Source organism: Desulfovibrio sp. X2 (assembly GCF_000422205.1).
In the GTDB taxonomy this organism is placed as follows: Bacteria; Desulfobacterota; Desulfovibrionia; order Desulfovibrionales; family Desulfovibrionaceae; genus Alkalidesulfovibrio.
Genome location: NZ_ATHV01000064.1, coordinates 68,938 through 85,686 on the forward strand (window position 1 = coordinate 68,938; position 16,749 = coordinate 85,686).

Sequence of the window (16,749 nt, forward strand, 5' to 3'; positions counted from 1 at the left end):
ACGGCGCAACGAGCGGACCGGAAACGGCAGAGCATTCGGAGCATACATGTCGCAGTCCCCTTCTCCCCAGGCGGCGCCCTGGACCTCCCAGGTCAACCCCTGGCTCATCGCCGCCTCGGTCATGCTGGCCACCTTCATGGAGGTGCTGGACACCTCCGTGGCCAACGTGGCCCTGCCGCACATGGCGGGCAACCTCTCGGTCAGCACGGACGAGGCGACCTGGGTGCTCACGAGCTACCTGGTGACCAACGCCATCGTCCTGCCCATGACCGGCTGGCTGTCCGGCCGCTTCGGCCGCAAGCGCTTCCTCATGGTCTGCGTGACCATCTTCACCATCGCCTCGGCCCTGTGCGGCGCGGCCCCGACACTCGGCATGCTGGTGCTCGCCCGCGTGCTCCAGGGCGCGGCGGGCGGCGCCCTGCAGCCACTCTCCCACTCCATCATCATGGAGAGCTTCCCGCCCGAGAAGCGCGGCATGGGCATGGCCGTGTTCGGCCTGGGCGTGGTCGTGGCGCCCATCATCGGCCCCACGCTCGGCGGCTGGATCACGGACAACTACTCCTGGCGCTGGATCTTCTACATCAACCTGCCCATCGGCGTGATGGCCCTGCTCATGTGCCAGGCCTTCATCGAGGACCCGCCGTACATCAACGCCGCGCGCGCCAACCGCCGCAAGGTGGACTACATCGGCTTCGCGTTCATGGCCCTGTGGCTGGCCACGCTGCAGATCATCCTGGACAAGGGCCAGCAGGACGACTGGTTCGAGGCCACGTGGATCTGCTGGTTCGCGGCCGTCTCCGTGGTCAGCATGATCCTGTTCATCGTCTGGGAGCTGCGCACCAAGGACCCCATCGTCAACCTGCGCGTGCTGAAGGACAGGAACTTCGCCCTGGGCACGGCCATGATCACCATGGTCGGCGTGGTGCTCTACAGCACCACCACCCTGCTGCCGCTCTTCCTGCAGAACCTCATGGGCTACTCGGCGCTGCACAGCGGCCTGGCGCTCAGCCCGCGCGGGCTCGGCGCCATCATGGCCATGCTCGTCACCGGGCGGCTCATCGGCAAGGTGGACAGCCGCTTCCTCATCGGCACGGGCTTCATCCTGCTCGCCTACACCTCGTGGCAGTTCGGCGGGCTCAACCTGCTCATCTCCATGAGCGACATCGTCTGGCCGAACATCATCATGGGCTTCGGCATGGGCATGATCTTCGTGCCCATGACCACCATCGCCATGAGCTCCCTGCCCAACGAGCAGATGGGCAACGGCGCGGGCATCTTCAACCTCATGCGCAACCTCGGCGGCGGCATCGGCATCTCGCTCGTGACCACCACCGTGGCGCGCGGCGCGCAGAGCCACCAGGTCTTCCTGGGCGCGCACATGCACGCCAGCAACCCGCTCTTCGCCCACGCGTACGAGACGGCCAAGGGCATCTTCTCCCAGTTCTCCTCGCCCGTGGACGCGGGCAAGCAGGCCATCGGCGAGCTCTACCGCCTCCTCGTGCAGCAGGCCACGCTCCTGGCCTACATGGACAGCTTCAAGCTCCTGGCCATGCTCAGCGTCGTCTGCATCCCCTGCGTCATCCTCTTCAAGCGCACGCGGACGATGAAGGCGGTGTCGGTGCACTAGAGGAGAGAAGTTGAATGAACGAGATAAGGCCCGCGTGCGAGATGTTCGTACGCGGGCCTTGTGCTGCGATCAGCGGTATAAATAAAAAATCTACCGCTTAGTCATTTTTTTCATTTGTTCACAGTTGCTGCGACGTATGCTTCGAACCGGTCGAGCATTTCTGATTCATGGTCGAACAGAACGTAATCCAGATTCCACAGTCCTGAATCCGATATCCGTGTATTGAAACTGCCGCGGCCGAGCCAGTTCTCCGAGGAAGGATCGGCGAGTCTTCCGTCCGCGGACAACAATCCGATGATCTGCCGTTCCAGGTAGGCCCTGTCGCTTCCTCTTCCCGGCGCGTCATCGATATTAAGCCACAGAACGCACATGCGGGCGATATATTCCGACACGGCTCGCTCCAATCTCTCTTCCCCTTTCCGAACGGCCTTCGGCGCACTTTGCCCGACTCCCCATGTCTCGACCATCAAGGAGGGATCACGTTGAGCCAAAGCCCTGCCGACATGGAGCCGGAAAATGGACGCACGGTGGTTTCCGCTTCCCTGCAGGGTCCCACGATGAGCACGAAGGCGCGACCACAAAGTGGACTTTGCGGCAACGCTGACCGCATGCGTTCCGACTCGGACCACCCGAGGCGTGACCCCGTCCGAGCGAAATTCGCCGGGCTCGAAGATCAGGTACACTCCACGGTCCGGCCAATCCATGCGCCCACTGCACTCTCCGAAGGTACGCCTTCCCCCAAGGCCTTTCTCGAGGTCAGCCACTGCAGCATAAAATCTGTCGAGGTCGGAGTTCAGCCCGTTCTTCGACATAGCAGCAGTCAACCACTGCAACTGTAGCCCGATCGCCTTCCCGGCCAGCGGAACGAGGACATTCCCACCGGCTTCCTTGATTCGCGATTCGAGGAATTCGCGATATGATTTCCCGGCCAGGACGATGACCTTGGTCCCGGGACGCACACGGGATCTTAGCTTCTCCCACACACGATCCGCCCATTCCTTGCGTTCGTGTTGCGACTTACCGTTCAGCGTCACGGAATAAGGCGAAATGACCTGCTCCGGATCGAGCAACCCATGCTTGGCCGAAAGGATGTACCAATCATCACAGTGGAGCTCAGCATATTTCCGGCTTTTACAGAAAAGAGGCGAAACGTACAGATCGCGGGCTGAAGTCGGACTAGAACCCTTGGAGCTTGCACATGCGACGAGCCCGATAGTCTCCCCACTGCTGCCGCATCCGGCGGAAGAGACTGCCTTCCTGGTGGGATTTTCCACCGAGGCGGGCTGCTTCGTCAGCTTATCGCCCAATCGATCCATACCATCCCCCTTGTCTTTCCGATTTCATCTGCGACAGTTGCTGGAAAGTTCGCTCCCGCCCCTCGTTTTTTGCGGCATTCAATGCCTCTTTTCTATTTTTTCCCATTTTTCAGCAAAACAAAAGGCCCCGAAACCAAAATTTCGGAGCCTTTCGCTTTCTATGGTACCGGGAGGGGGAATCGAACCCCCAAGGCCTTGCGACCGGCGGATTTTGAGTCCGCTGCGTCTACCAGTTCCGCCATCCCGGCACGGGACGTACTCCCTATGAAATGCGGGGACCGGTGTCAAGGAGGCCGGGGGAAGGCCTCTGCCCCGCGCTCCTCCGGCGGCCCGCCGCCTGGCCGCCTCTTGTGCTTCCCTCTGCGCGGTGCTAGGGCCATTGGCTCCCGGTTTCAGGACGCGGAGAGAGGAAAGGTTCGCCATGCTCGTGCCCATCGGTTCTCTGGTCAATGCCGGCGCCATCCTGGCCGGCGGCTCGGTGGGGCTGGCGCTCGGCGCCCGCCTGCCCGCGCGCGTGCGCGCCATCGTCTTCCAGGGGCTCGGCCTGTGCACCCTGGCGCTCGGCGCCAAGATGGCCCTGGTCTTCAAGGCCCCGCTGGTGGTCTTCTTCTCCATCCTGCTCGGCGGCGTCATCGGCGCGGCCATGAACCTGGAGGACTTCCTCGCCTCGCTCGGCGACCGCCTGAAGGCGCTCATCAAGAGCAAGAACGAGAAGTTCACCGCGGGCCTCATCTCCGCCTTCCTGCTCTACTGCGTGGGCTCCATGACCATCCTCGGCGCCTTCGACGAGGGGCTGCGCGGTGATCCGACCATCTATTACACGAAATCCCTGCTCGACGGCTTCGCCTCCATCGCCCTGGCCTCGACCTACGGCGTGGGCGTGCTCTTCGCCGCCGTGCCCGTGTTCCTCTACCAGTACGGCCTCACCCTCTTCGCCGCCCAGTTCCAGGACCTGCTCTCGCCCGCGATCATGAACGAGCTGACCGCCGTGGGCGGCATCCTGATCATGGGCATCGGCATCAACCTGCTCGAGCTCAAGTACATCAAGCTCGGCGACCTGCTCCCGGCCCTGGTCGTGGTGGTCGTCCTGGGCGCCATGTTCCTCTAGTGTGATGTCCGCAAAATACGCAAAGCCGTATTTTGCGGAAGATCGCTGCGCCGAAAACGTGGTTTTCGGCTTGCTCACGCCGCCGCAGCGCTGCTGTCGGCATCCGTAAGACTCGCGCCAAAGCGCGCTCGCCTAACGGCTGCCGCATCTCTGCTGTCGGCATCCGTAAGACTCGCGCCAAAGCGCGCTCGCCTAACGGCTGCCGCTGGCGGCGGAACCGGGCATTCGCCCGGTTCACGTGTCGCGTACGATTCCTGCGCAGCGTATCGACTTTTTTCATGGACGCGACACTAGGCGCAGGCCTCCCCGGGCCGCCCGTCCCTTCATCCGGCCAAACCGCCGCCCGGCTCCGCCTCGAGGCGGCCCTCCCTGCTCCCGTCCGGACATGCTTTCAGGAACGTCGAAATCACCTGCAAGACGTTGCATTCACGCCGCAAACTTTCTGCAAGGCCTTTTTTCGTGCTTGCCAAGATTGGTCCATTTGGTACAGTGGTTCAACCAATTTCACGATGTGTTTGCTTGCCCACTCAATGATGGAACATCGCATGTCCGAGAGATCACCCTTCCGCGCCGCCGCGGGACCAGACGGCCAGGACGAGCGCGTGGCGCGCCGCCCCGTGGCCGAGCAGATCGTACGGCGCATCGCCGCTCTCTTCGAGAGCGGGGAGCTCGCGCCGGGGGACAAGCTGCCGCCCGAACGCAGGCTGGCCGAGGTCTTCGGCGTTTCGCGCGGCTCGGTGCGCGAGGCCATCAAGTCCCTGGTGGAGGCCGGGCTCCTGGAGAGCCGGGCAGGCAGCGGCACCTACGTGGTCGCGGACCGCCAGGACGAGTTCGCGGCCTCGCTCCTCGACTCGCTCGGCCGCAGCCGCAAGAAGCTCAAGGAAATCCTGCAGGTGCGCCAGATACTGGAACCGCAGATAGCCCGCCTGGCCGCGCAGAACGCAACGCCCGCGGACGTGGTCCAGCTGCGCATGCTCCTGACCTGCCAGCGCCGCGAGATCGCCACCGGCGGCACGGGACGCGACGCTGACAGCGCGTTCCACGCCACCCTGGCGCGCATCACCGGCAATCCGGTGCTCTTCGAGCTGGTGGAGGACATCGCGGACATCCTGGCCGAGAGCCGCAGCGACTTCCTGCAGACCGAGGAGCGGCGCATCGCCTCCCTGGCCGCGCACGAGCGCATCCTCATCGCCGTGGAAAAGGGCGATCCGGAGGCGGCCCAGAAGTGCATGGAGGAGCATCTGCGGCGCATAGAGCAACATTTCATCACGGGCGCCCCCCGGGCACCCAAGACCTGATCCGCGCTCCGGGAAGCGGGCGCACAAAACAGGAGGATCTGCTGACCATGGCCGACTACAAGGAAATCCGCGCCAAGGCGCGGGAACTGATGAAGGGCTTCTGCCGCGTCTGCCCCGTGTGCGACGGCCGCGCCTGCGCCGGCGAGGTGCCGGGCATGGGCGGCCTGGGCACCGGCGAATCGTTCAAGAACAACTTCGAGGCCCTGAAGAAGGTGCGGCTGCTCATGCGTGTGCTGCACGACGCCACCGAGCCCGACACCACGTGCGACGTCCTCGGACTCAAGCTCTCCCTGCCCGTGCTCGCCGCGCCCATCGGCGGCGTCTCCTTCAACATGGGCGGCAAGATCTCCGAGCCCGAATACGTGGACAGCGTGCTCGGCGGCTGCAAGGCCGCGGGCACCATCGGCTGCACGGGCGACGGCGTGCCCCCCTTCATCATCGATGCGGCCATGGACGGCATCGCCAAGGTCGGCGGCCACGGCATCCCCTTCATCAAGCCCTGGGAAGGCGGCGAGTTCGGCGAGAAGATGGACCGCGCCCTGGCCACGGGCTGCCCGGTCGTGGGCGTGGACGTGGACGCCGCGGGCCTCATCACCCTGCGCAAGATGGGCCGCCCGGTCTCGCCCAAGTCCGCCAAGGAGTGGGCATCGGTCATCTCCGCCATCCAGGCCAAGGGCGTGCGCTTCATCTTGAAGGGCATCATGACGCCCGACGAAGCCAAGCTCGCCGCGGACGCGGGCGCCGACGCCATCGTGGTCTCCAACCACGGCGGCCGCGTGCTCGACCACTCCCCGGGCGTGGCCGAGGTGCTGCCCGAGGTGGCCGCCGCCGCGAAGGGCAGGATCGCTGTGCTGGCGGACGGCGGCGTGCGCGACGGCGCGGACGTGCTCAAGTTCCTGGCGCTCGGCGCGGACGCCGTGCTCATCGGCCGTCCCTTCAGCGTCTCCGCGCTCGGCGGCCTTCAGGAGGGCGTCGCCACCTTCATCGAGAAGGTCCGCGCCGAACTCTCCGCGGCCATGGTCCTGACCGGCTGCAAGAGCCTCGCGGACATCGGCCCGCGCGTCATCCGCACGGCCTGCGGCAAGTAAGGGGAACGCGACCTCATGCTGACGACGTTCGTTCTCTACATCATCCTCGGCGCGGTGGCCGGAATCCTGGCCGGGCTGCTCGGCATCGGCGGCGGGCTGGTCATCGTGCCCATGCTCACCTTCTCCTTCACCTGGCAGGGGATTCCGCACGAGCACATCCTGCACCTGGCGCTCGGCACCTCCATGGCCACCATCATCTTCACGTCCATCTCGAGCTTCATGGCCCACAACCGCCGCGGGGCCGTGCTCTGGAACGTGTTCTGGCGCATCACCCCGGGCATCCTGGTGGGCTCCTTCGCGGGCGCCTCGGTGGCGTCCATGCTCTCCACCAACGTGCTCAAGGGCTTCTTCGGCATCTTCCTGTACTTCGTCTCCTACCAGATGCTGACCGGCAAGAAGCCCAACCCCTCCCGCCAGACTCCGGGCACTCCGGGCCTGATCGCGGCGGGCGGCGGCATCGGCATCATCTCGGCCCTGGTGGGAATCGGGGGCGGCACGCTCTCCGTGCCCTTCCTGGTGTGGTGCAACACGGCCATCCAGACGGCCATCGGCACCGCCGCGGCCATCGGCCTGCCCATCGCCCTGGCCGGATCGCTCGGCTACGTGGTCAACGGCATCGGCGTGCAGGGGCTGCCCCACCTGAGCCTCGGCTACATCTACCTGCCCGCGTTCCTGGGCATCGTCTGCATGAGCGTGATCACCGCGCCGTGGGGCGCCAAGCTGGCCCACACCCTGCCCGTGGCCACGCTCAAGAAGGTCTTCGCCGTGCTGCTCATCCTGGTGGGCACGCGGATGCTCATGAGCCTGTTCTAGTTTCCTGCGGTTTCCAGCGCGTCGTGCGCACCCTCCTCAAAGCGTCCCGGGCCGTCGTGGCGGCGGCCCGGGACTGCGAGGAGCGCCTGGAAGCCCCCTCCTCTCGCATGCGCGGCCACCCGCGCCTCTAGCCCTCGGCGATCTCCACCGCGAACTCGGGCGCGGCCTGCACCTGCTTCTTCACGTGGCACATGGACACGCTGCGCATGATGGCCTCGCGGTATTTCTCCGGGAAGCCCTCGGGCAGGGTGAGCTGCACCGTCATCTTGGTGATCATGTTGTCCTTCTCGTTCGTCTCGCAGACCATGCGCACGCCCACGGCCGCGGGGTCCATGCCGTGCTGCACGCAGAAGCGGCTGGCGAAGATGGCGCTGCACGTGGCCAGGGAGGCCACGAAAAGGTTCGGGGGCGAGGGGAAGTTGCCGTCCCCGCCTATCTTCTTGGGCTGGTCCGAGACGATCTCGAAGCCGCCCACGCTGGCGATCACGCTGGTCCCTGATCCGAAACGAACGTCGACGATGGATTCCATCAGCATCTCCTTGTTGGGACGGAATGGCCGCTGCGCGGCCCTATACCCCCCGAGCGTATTCGCTTGCCCACGGCCTGTCCAGGCTGGACCCGGAGTACTCCCGTGGTGCGTACCGTGGTGCAGCAGGCAGATTTGCGCTACATACACACGAGGAGGTCTTCCCATGCGCATCCACGACGCGGCGGACACCGCCGCCCTGCTGCCCTACCCGGCCCTTTCCGAGGCCATCGCCCGCGTTCTCGGCCTGGCCGCCGTGGGCGAGGCCCAGGCCCCGGAGCGGCTGCACGTGAGCCTGCCCGGCGGCAACACGATGCTCGTCATGCCCGCCTTCGGGCCCGACCTGGCCATGACCAAGCTCCTCACCGTGCATCCGGACAACCCGGGACAGGGGCTGCCCGCCATCCAGGGCGAGGTGGTGGTCATGGAGACGAACACGGGACGCCGCCTCGGCGTGCTCGACGGCGCGACCCTCACCTCCCGGCGCACGGCGGCGCTCTCGCTCCTGGCGGCGCGCACCCTGGCGCCCAATCCCGACGGACCGCTCCTGGTGGTCGGCGCGGGCGCGCAGGCCAGGGCGCACGTGGAGGCCTTCGCCGAGGGACTTTCCGTGAAGGAGGTGGCCGTCTTCTCGCGCACCACGGAGTCGGCCGAAAGGCTGGCCGCGCACGCGCGGAGCCTGGGACTTCGCGCTCGCGCCGTGGCCCGGCCCGAGGAGGTGCTCGCGAGCTGCCCCCTGATCGTCACGGCGACCACGAGCTTCTGCCCCGTACTGCCCGCGCTGGTGCGCGACGACGCCTTCGTGGCGGCCGTGGGCGCGTTCAAGCCCACCATGTGCGAACTCTCGCCCGAGCTCGTGCGCAGCGCCGCGCTCTACTGCGACGTGCTCGAGGGAGTACGGGCCGAGGCGGGCGACTTCATCCAGGCCGAGGTGGACTGGCGCGAGGTCGTGCCCCTGGCCGCGGCCCTGGGCAAGCCGCGGCCTGAACGCGGCCCCGTGGTCTTCAAGAGCGTGGGACATGCGCTCTTCGACCTGGCCGCGGCCATGCTGGCTTTCGAGAAGCCCCTGTAAAGCCTTCCTCTCCTGTCCGGGAAAAAAGCAAAAGCAAACGGGCCGCGGCGCAGATGCGCCGCGGCCCGTTCACGTATCGGGCAGAAGCCGGTGCGGACTAGAGGGCGGCGCCCACGAGCTCGCCGAACTCCTTGCAGCCGACCTGCGTCGAGCCGTTGATCTGGCCGGCCAGGTCAACGGTCACGCGCTTGCCGGAGATGACCTTCTCCACGGCGCCGTGGATGAGCGCGGCGGCCTCGTTCCAGCCGATGTGCTCGAGCAGCATGGCGCCGGAGAGGATGAGCGAGCCGGGGTTGGCCAGGTCCTTGCCCGCGATGGACGGGGCGGTGCCGTGGGTCGGCTCGAAGAAGGCGATGTTGTCCGACATGTTCACGCCGGGCGCGAGGCCGAGGCCGCCCACCTGGGCCGCCAGGGCGTCGGAGAGATAGTCGCCGTTGAGGTTGGGCGAGGCGATGACGTGGTACTGCTCCGGGTACATGAGCACCTGCTGGAACAGGGCGTCGCAGATGCGGTCCTTGACGATGACCGGCTTCTTGCCGCCGTTCTTGGCCTCGTCCTCGGTCATGACCGTGTCGGCGAACTCCTCGGCCGCGACCTCGTAGCCCCAGGCGCGGAAGGCGCCCTCGGTGAACTTCATGATGTTGCCCTTGTGGGCCAAGGTCACGGACGGACGGCCGTGCTTGACCGCGAAGGCCAGCGCCTTGCGCACGAGGCGCTTGCAGCCGGCCGGGGTCATGGGCTTCACGCCCAGGCCCGCGGTGTCGGAGAGGGCCACGCCCATCTCGTCGCGCAGGAAGGCCAGGACCTTTTTGGCTTCGGGCGAGCCGGACTTCCACTCGATGCCCGCGTAGACGTCCTCGGTGTTCTCGCGGAAGACCACCATGTCCACCAGGTCGGGCCGCTTGACCGGCGACTCGATGCCCTTGAAGTAGCGGATCGGCCGGATGCAGGCGTAGAGGTCCAGAACCTGCCGCATGGTCACGTTGAGGCTGCGGAAGCCGCCGCCCACCGGGGTCTCCAGGGGGCCCTTCATGGCCAGGTCGCAGTTCTTGAGCGCGGTCAGGGTGGCCTCGGGCAGGTAATCGCCGGTGGCCGTAAAGGCCTTCTTGCCGGCAAGGAGCTCTTTCCACTCAAGCGCGCGCTCGCCGCCGTAGGCCTTTTCCACCGCGGAGTCGAGCACCGGACGCCCGGCAGCCCACACTTCGGGGCCGATGCCGTCGCCCTCGATGAACAGCACAGTCTTGGTCTGCATATATCCCTCCGATAGTAGCCGAAGAAAATTCGTTCGGGAGGGTTTAGAGGCTTTGGCGGGTCAGGTCAAGGCGCGGCGGGCGCGGCAGCGGCGGCCGAAGCCGAATCAGGCAGGCCGGACGAGCCTTGCGCAGGGGCGGGATCGGGCAGGTAGCGCCTGGCTCCGATGTAGCGGCGGCGCCAATAGGTCATGTCGATGGGCTCCTCGCGCACCGTCTCGCCGCTGCGCGGGCTGTGGACGAAGGTCGCATCCCCCGTCCAGATGCCCACGTGCAGCTCCTTGCCCTTCCTGCCGATGTCGAAGACGACCACGTCGCCCGGCTCGAGCGCGTTCTTGGCCACGGGCCGCCCCCCGGACAGAATGCCGCCCGAGGTGCGCGGCAGCTCCACGCCGTTCTGGCGGTAGACCCACCAGACGAGACCGGAACAATCGTAGCCGTCCTCCGGGGAGCAGGAGGCATAGGCATACGGGGTGCCGATCTGCGAGCGAGCCGTGGAGACGACGAGCTCACCGGGACTCGGCGGAGGGGGCGGGGGCGGCTCGGGCGCGGCCACGGGCGCCGGTTCGGGCATTTCCGGGGCGTGCGAGGCGCAGGCGGAGCACAGCAGGCAGACGAGAAGCGACAGCAACGCAGGCCAGGACGAAGGGGCCCGCAAGAGGGCGCATGCATGACGGCCGGGACGCTGCATGGCGGGGAAGATAGCAGGAGCCTGTCCGGCTGTCACTGCAGACGTGGCGCGGATTGCCGGGGAATCGTCGGAAAAATGCGGAACCGGGCTACTGTGGCGTGATGGGCAGGTAGAGGCGCGAGCCCCTGTCCCCGCCCGTGAACACGGTCCAGGTGACCTCGCCCACAGGCGGGACGCGGGCGAACTGGTCCGCGTCCGCCCCGGCCAGGGCCAGGCGCACGCGCCAGCCAGCGGGAACAACCGCGGAGAGGGGCAGGAAGCGCACGTCCAGCGTCTCCGGCCTGCCCGGGACCATGGGCGCGGCGTCACGGCGCAGGAAGGCCCTGCCCGTGCCGCCCATGGACACGCCCGCGCGATGCAGCGCCCGAAGCACGCCTTCGCTCAGCATGACCACGCGCCCCTTGGGCGAGACGGCCTCCAGATAGGCGTGCACGGCCGTGTCCTCGCTCGACGCGGCGAGCAGCAGATGGAGCCTCGGCCAGCCGGAGATCTCCGTGGCCTCGGCCAGCGGCGCGGACTCGAAGACCAGCAGGCGCGCGTCGACCGAGGCGCGATCGGGGTAGGCCACGTCGTCGCGACCGAGCTGCGTGTGCCAGCGATTCTGCGGCCCGCTTCCCACGCTGAAGTCCACGGCGTAGGTCCTGCTCCCGGACTTGGCGTCAGCGGGATTCCAGACCATGGCACCGTCCTGGCCCAGGCCCAGGACGCGCTCGGCCGTGCCTGCGGGAGGCCAGACGTCCGTATGGCGCCAGCCGCCCCCGCCGAGCGTGTAGTAGATGATCTCGTTCTTCGGGGCGGGGCCTTCGTCCTTCAAGTAGTGGTCGAAAAAACGCAGCCGCTCGAAGAGCCGCTCGGCCTCGTTCGGCGGCATCCCCTTCTCGCGGGTGATGGGGTCCACGGCCTCGGCGGCCCCGTGGTTCCAGGGGCCGATGACCAGGCGCTGGGGCACGTGCAGGCTCGCGTAGCGCTTGAGCGCGGCGTCGGCATAGGCACCGTCGAACCAGCCCGCCCAGACGTAGAAGGGAACGTGCGCGGCCTCGGTCTCCGCGCGGAAGGCGTGCGGGCTGAAGGCGTCGATGGATATCCCTGCGGGCCGGGCCACGTCGTCGCGGAAGGTCACGCTCAGGGCGTTGGCGTAGATGTCGCCGTTGGCCTCGTGCTGCTTCCTGTCCGCGGCCTGCTCCTCCGGGGTCTCGCCGCCCGCGCGGGCCGGTCCCGTGACCACGGCGCGCAGCCACCAGGGGGTGCCGTGCGGCAGGTGCCCGCTGTCCAGAATGGAGTTGGCCTGGCCCCAGCTGTAGATGAAGCGGTCGTTGCGCACGCCGCCGGGGAAGGCGATGTCCGAGAAGGCGTCGTAGACGCTGAACATGGGCATGACCGCGCGCAGGGCGGGGTCGCCCAGGGCGGCGGCGAACTCGGCCGCGGTGCCCGCGTAGGAGATGCCGAGCGTGGCCACGCGGCCGTTGGACCAATCCTTGGAGACGATCCAGTCGAGGACCTCGCGGGTGTCCTCGCGCTCGACGGGCGACCAGGGATAGGCGCGGCTGCCGCCCGAGGCCCCGGTGCCGCGCACGTCCATGCGCACCACCGCGTAGCCGTGGGCCGTAAAGAAACGCACCTCCTCGGGCGGCTGGTCGAGCAGCGAGAAGGGCCAGACCAGGCCGACGCGCCGCCAGTAGCGCGTGGCCATGAGCAGCGTGGGCAGGCGCGATTTCCGGCCGCGCCCCTCTGGCAGCCAGAGGTCCACGGCGATGCGCGTGCCGTCGCGCATGGTCAGCGTGGGCGAGGTGCGGGTCGCGCCGGAATAGAGCGCGGGCGGACTCGCGGCGGGGCCGCCGAAGATGGCGGCGCGTTCTGCGCTCTCCGCGGGCGTGAGCTGCGGCACGGGCGCCGGACGCACGGCCAGCCAGGCCGCGACGCAGACGCCCGCGAGCAGGAGGCCTGCCAGCAGCAGGAGCCGGAGGAAGAGACGCTTCCGAGCCATGCGGGCTCCCCTCTACCCTCTCCCGCGCGAAATCCGCGGGGCGGGACGATGCTGCAGCGCACGCGGGCAGCGGCCGGGCCGGGCCTCAGCCCGGCCCGAGTCCCGCGTGCATGTCCTTGCCGATAACGCGACCATACAGCCTGCGGCCGCTTTATTCCATCTCGAAACGCTTGGCCGAGAGGATGGTCACCGGATCGACCGGGACGTCATCGTGGAAGCCGAAGCGCTTGGTGCGCAGCTTGTTGATCTTGTCGACCACGTCCATGCCCTCCTCGACACGGCCGAAGACGCAGTAGCCGTACGTCTCGGGGGTGTCGCCGCGGCGGTCCAGGAAGTGGTTGTCCTTGGCGTTGATGAAGAACTGGGCCGTGGCGCTGTGCGGCTCCATGGTCCGGGCCATGGCGATGGTCCCGCGCAGGTTCGGGACCTCGGGCGAGGCCTCGTTGGCCACCGGGGCCTTGGTCTGGCGCTCCTTCATCATCATGTCGAATCCGCCGCCCTGGTTCATGAAGTCGCGGATGACGCGGTGAAAGATGGTGCCCTCGTAGAAACCCTCGTCCACGTAGGAGAGGAAGTTCTCGACGGTCTTGGGGGCCTTGTCGGCGAAAAGCTCGACGAGGATTTCACCCATCGAGGTCTCGAGCAGCACGTAGGGATTGGCCATGATGACTCCTTCATTCGTCCATAGCGCCATAGGCGCGCTTGATGTTTTCCTGTTCAGCCTGTTCCGCCGTCCTTGCGTGCGAGTCGTCCGCAAGGGCCGCAAGGGCCGCGCCCGAGTGGTCGGCCACGACCACCCGGTCCCGGCCTGCCTGCTTGGCCGCGTACAAGGCGTCGTCCACCGCCGCGAAGAGCGCGGTGAACGTTTCCACTTCCATCTTGTCCGTGGCGGCCACGCCCACGGAGACGCGGATCGTGATCCTCCCGCCGTCGGGCAGGGCCACGGGCCGCTGCTTCACGCGCAGCCGGATGCGCTCGGCCAGCGCGAATCCGGCCGCGGAGTCGGAGTTGGGCATGATCACGGCGAATTCCTCGCCACCCACCCGGGCCAGGGTGTCGCCGCTCCGCACCAGGCTCCGCACGATCTCGACCACGGACTTCAGCACCTCGTCCCCGGCGGGGTGGCCGTGGGTGTCGTTGACCTGCTTGAAGTGGTCGAGGTCCAGGAGAATGAGGGCCAGGGGCCTCTCGTAGCGCGCCGCGTTGGCGAACTCCGCCTTCAGCGTCTCGTGGAAGTAGCGGGTGTTGTAGGCCCGCGTCAGATGGTCCACCAGCGAGAGTTCGGCGAAGCGCTGTTCGTGCCGGCCCACGAGATAGCCGAAGCTCCCGAAGCTGGCCAACGCGCCGAGGGTCACATAGGCGAAGAGCACGATCTGGTAAAGGGGCTGCGCCTGATCCCAGAGTCCGAGCAGGGAACAGACGACGACCCAGCCCAGGGACGCCCCCAATCCGAGGAGGAGTCCCTGGCGGAATCGCCGTCCTGTCCTGTCGACTTCAGGTTGCTCCATTCATGCTGAATAGCCTAAAGCCCCCGGGGGCTCAATCCTCGCCCCCGCCGTGCATAAGGCCTTATCAGGCCTCGGATTCCTTCTTCTTGGCCGCGCGCAGGGCGTGCCGCTTGAACTGGGTGAGCTCGGCCTTGCGCAGGCGGATGGCCACGGGCGTGACCTCCACCAGCTCGTCGTCGCGGATGAAGTTGATGGCCCGCTCGAGGGTCATGGGCACGACGCTCGTCAGGATGACGTTCTCGTCCTTGCCCGAGGCCCGCATGTTGGTCAGCTTCTTTTCCTTGCAGGGGTTGACGTCGATGTCGTTCTCGCGGTTGTGTTCGCCGATCACGAGTCCCTCGTAGATCGGATCGCCGGGGACCACGAAGAGGCGACCGCGCGGCTCGAGGTTGAACAGGGCGTAGGGGATGGCGGAGCCGGAGCGGTCGGCCACCAGGGAGCCGGTGTAGCGGGTCGGGAAGTCGCCGCGGTACTCGCCGTAACCCTCGAAATACGAGGTCATGATGCCGGTGCCCTTGGTGTCGGTGAGGAACTCGTCGCGGTAGCCGATGAGGCCGCGCGAGGGCACGTTGAACTCCAGGCGCACGCGGCCGTTGCCGTGGTTCACCAGGTTGGTCAGGCGGCCCTTGCGCTGGGCCAGCTTCTCCGTGACCGTGCCGGTGAACTCCTCGCTGCAGCTCACGTAGAGGCGCTCGATGGGCTCGAGGCGCTTGCCGTGCGCGTCCTGCTTGAAGATGACCTCGGGACGGCCGACACAGAGCTCGAAGCCCTCGCGGCGCATGGTCTCGATGAGGATGGCCATCTGGAACTCGCCGCGTCCCTTGACCAGGAAGCTGTCGCGACCGTCGGCCTCTTCCACGCGGATGGCCACGTTGGACAGGCTCTCGCGCACGAGCCGCTCGCGCAGCTTGGAGGAGGTCAGCTGCTTGCCCTCGCGTCCGGCGAGCGGCGAGGTGTTGATGGTGAACTTCATGGACACCGTGGGCTCGTCCACGGAGATGCGCGGCAGGGCCTTGCCGCCGTTCTCCACGGTGATGGTGTCGCCGATGTGCACGTCCTCGATGCCGGAAAGGACCACGATGTCGCCGGGCTCGGCGCTCGAGGCGTCGCGCAGGCGGATGCCCTCGTAGGACTGCAGCCGGGTCACGCGCAGGGCCTTCCTGACGTCGCCCTCGCCCACGCAGATGAGCCGCTCGCCCGCGCCGACGCGGCCGTGGAAGACCTTGCCGATGGCCAGGCGGCCGAGAAAGTCGGAGTAGCCGAGGTCGGAGACGAGCATCTGGAAGGGCTCGTTCTCGTCGTAGGACGGGGCCGGGATCTCGGCCAGGATGGTGTCGAAAAGGGGCTTCAGGTCCACCTGGGGATCGTCGATCTGGCGCATGGCCACGCCGTTGCGGCCGATGGCGTAGAGCAGCGGGAACTCGAGCTGCTCGTCGTTGGCGCCGAGCTCGATGAAGAGGTCGTAGACCTCGTTCAGCACTTCCTGGGGACGGGCGTCCTTGCGGTCGATCTTGTTGATGACCACGATGACCCTCTGCCGCGCCTCGAGCGTCTTCTTGAGCACGAAGCGGGTCTGGGGCAGCGGCCCCTCGGAGGCGTCCACGAGCAGGATGGCGCCGTCGACCATGGACAGGGCACGCTCGACCTCGCCGCCGAAGTCGGCGTGGCCCGGGGTGTCCAGAATGTTGACCTTCACGCCGTCCCAGGTCACGGAGCAGTTCTTGGCGGCGATGGTGATGCCGCGCTCGCGCTCCAGGTCCATGGAATCCATGACCCGGTCCTCGACCTCCTGGTTCTCGCGGAAGAGGCCGCTTTGACGGAACATGGCGTCGACGAGGGTGGTCTTGCCGTGGTCGACGTGGGCAATGATGGCGATGTTGCGAATGGAATCGTTGCGCATGGCGGAAAAGTATCCTGTTTAAATGGCGGATGTAAGACGAAAAAAGCCCCGTCCCACCGAAGCGGGACGGGGGCTGTCGGTAGATCGGGGCGCGGGGCTAGTAGTCGCGGCGCGGACGGGCGGGCTTCTTCTGGTTGGCCTCGTTCACACGAAGCGTACGACCATTGAACTCCTTCCCGTCGAGGGCCTCGATGGCGGCCTTGGCGGCGGCCTCGTCCATCTCGACGAAACCGAAGCCACGGAACCTGCCCGTCTCACGGTCCATAATGAACTTCACGTTGAAGACCTCGCCATAGCTGGCGAAGTACTGTCGAACGTCCTCCTCGGAGGCACTGAAGGGCAGATTGCCGACATAAATGGACGTAGACATGCAAAGACTCCTGATGCGTGATGATGATTGAAAAGTTGAGTAGTGAAACAGGTAACCGTGGCCCCAACCGCGACTTACGCAACGGCAAGCACAATGTGCCGTAGCCAAATTTCCAACACTCCGCAAGCGGAAAACGTCGGAGCCTCCTTTTTTATTGCGTTCTTTTTTCCATACTTAACGAGTAGAAAAACCGGCAGC

The 16,749-nt window shown here is 66.7% G+C and carries 15 protein-coding genes and 1 tRNA gene; 6 read left to right on the forward strand and 10 right to left on the reverse strand.

The genetic code is table 11. The features are described 5' to 3' along the window. The first annotated feature begins 46 nt into the window (after positions 1–46). On the forward strand, positions 47–1,627 hold the full coding sequence (locus tag DSX2_RS14420) for a DHA2 family efflux MFS transporter permease subunit (RefSeq protein WP_020881733.1): 1,581 nt from the start codon (positions 47–49) through the stop codon (positions 1,625–1,627). A gap of 110 nt (positions 1,628–1,737) precedes the next feature. On the opposite strand, the gene DSX2_RS18735 is transcribed toward DSX2_RS14420, so the two are convergent. Beyond that, positions 1,738–2,943, reverse strand: coding sequence for a DUF6884 domain-containing protein (locus DSX2_RS18735; protein ID WP_020881734.1), 1,206 nt, complete (start codon positions 2,941–2,943; stop codon positions 1,738–1,740). Positions 2,944–3,104: 161 nt separating this feature from the next. Next, positions 3,105–3,191: transfer RNA gene (locus DSX2_RS14425), tRNA-Leu, on the reverse strand. Positions 3,192–3,364: 173 nt separating this feature from the next. Between DSX2_RS14425 and DSX2_RS14430 the strand changes: the two genes are divergently transcribed. The 4 genes from DSX2_RS14430 (at position 3,365) to DSX2_RS14445 (ending at position 7,250) form a co-directional block, all read left to right on the forward strand. Then, positions 3,365–4,051 carry a DUF554 domain-containing protein gene (locus DSX2_RS14430; RefSeq protein WP_020881735.1) on the forward strand — a complete coding sequence of 229 codons (687 nt, stop codon included), beginning with the start codon at positions 3,365–3,367 and terminating at the stop codon, positions 4,049–4,051. Positions 4,052–4,596: 545 nt separating this feature from the next. Then, on the forward strand, positions 4,597–5,349 hold the full coding sequence (locus tag DSX2_RS14435; protein WP_020881736.1) for a FadR/GntR family transcriptional regulator: 753 nt from the start codon (positions 4,597–4,599) through the stop codon (positions 5,347–5,349). A 47-nt stretch (positions 5,350–5,396) separates the two neighbouring features. Beyond that, positions 5,397–6,437, forward strand: a complete 1,041-nt coding sequence (locus DSX2_RS14440; protein ID WP_020881737.1) for an alpha-hydroxy-acid oxidizing protein — start codon at positions 5,397–5,399, stop codon at positions 6,435–6,437. Between the two features lie 15 nt (positions 6,438–6,452). Continuing rightward, the gene (locus DSX2_RS14445; RefSeq protein WP_020881738.1) at positions 6,453–7,250 is read left to right on the forward strand and encodes a sulfite exporter TauE/SafE family protein; all 798 of its coding nucleotides are present in this window, start codon (positions 6,453–6,455) and stop codon (positions 7,248–7,250) included. 127 nt (positions 7,251–7,377) lie between these two features. Here the strand turns inward: DSX2_RS14445 and DSX2_RS14450 are convergent, their stop codons facing one another. Continuing rightward, a complete protein-coding gene (locus DSX2_RS14450) occupies positions 7,378–7,779 on the reverse strand; it encodes an OsmC family protein (protein WP_020881739.1) in 402 nt (133 codons plus the stop codon). A 163-nt stretch (positions 7,780–7,942) separates the two neighbouring features. Here DSX2_RS14450 and DSX2_RS14455 point away from each other — a divergent pair, with 163 nt between their 5' ends. After that, a complete protein-coding gene (locus DSX2_RS14455) occupies positions 7,943–8,848 on the forward strand; it encodes a delta(1)-pyrroline-2-carboxylate reductase family protein (protein ID WP_020881740.1) in 906 nt (301 codons plus the stop codon). 97 nt (positions 8,849–8,945) lie between these two features. Here the strand turns inward: DSX2_RS14455 and icd are convergent, their stop codons facing one another. From icd to DSX2_RS14490, 7 genes are all read right to left on the reverse strand, one after another. After that, complete coding sequence (gene icd, locus DSX2_RS14460) at positions 8,946–10,100, reverse strand: NADP-dependent isocitrate dehydrogenase (RefSeq protein WP_020881741.1); 1,155 nt, start codon at positions 10,098–10,100, stop codon at positions 8,946–8,948. Positions 10,101–10,165: 65 nt separating this feature from the next. After that, positions 10,166–10,672 (reverse strand): C40 family peptidase, encoded by a 507-nt coding sequence (locus DSX2_RS14465; protein WP_052014806.1) that lies wholly within the window; start codon positions 10,670–10,672, stop codon positions 10,166–10,168. Between the two features lie 205 nt (positions 10,673–10,877). Beyond that, a complete protein-coding gene (locus tag DSX2_RS14470; RefSeq protein WP_020881743.1) occupies positions 10,878–12,773 on the reverse strand; it encodes a CocE/NonD family hydrolase in 1,896 nt (631 codons plus the stop codon). A gap of 151 nt (positions 12,774–12,924) precedes the next feature. Then, a complete protein-coding gene (locus tag DSX2_RS14475) occupies positions 12,925–13,437 on the reverse strand; it encodes a peptidylprolyl isomerase (protein WP_020881744.1) in 513 nt (170 codons plus the stop codon). Positions 13,438–13,447: 10 nt separating this feature from the next. After that, positions 13,448–14,281 (reverse strand): GGDEF domain-containing protein, encoded by an 834-nt coding sequence (locus DSX2_RS14480; RefSeq protein ID WP_152512973.1) that lies wholly within the window; start codon positions 14,279–14,281, stop codon positions 13,448–13,450. Between the two features lie 64 nt (positions 14,282–14,345). Continuing rightward, positions 14,346–16,181, reverse strand: a complete 1,836-nt coding sequence (typA, locus tag DSX2_RS14485) for a translational GTPase TypA (protein ID WP_020881746.1) — start codon at positions 16,179–16,181, stop codon at positions 14,346–14,348. A 97-nt stretch (positions 16,182–16,278) separates the two neighbouring features. After that, the gene (locus tag DSX2_RS14490) at positions 16,279–16,551 is read right to left on the reverse strand and encodes an RNA-binding protein (RefSeq protein ID WP_020881747.1); all 273 of its coding nucleotides are present in this window, start codon (positions 16,549–16,551) and stop codon (positions 16,279–16,281) included. Positions 16,552–16,749 lie beyond the last annotated feature (198 nt).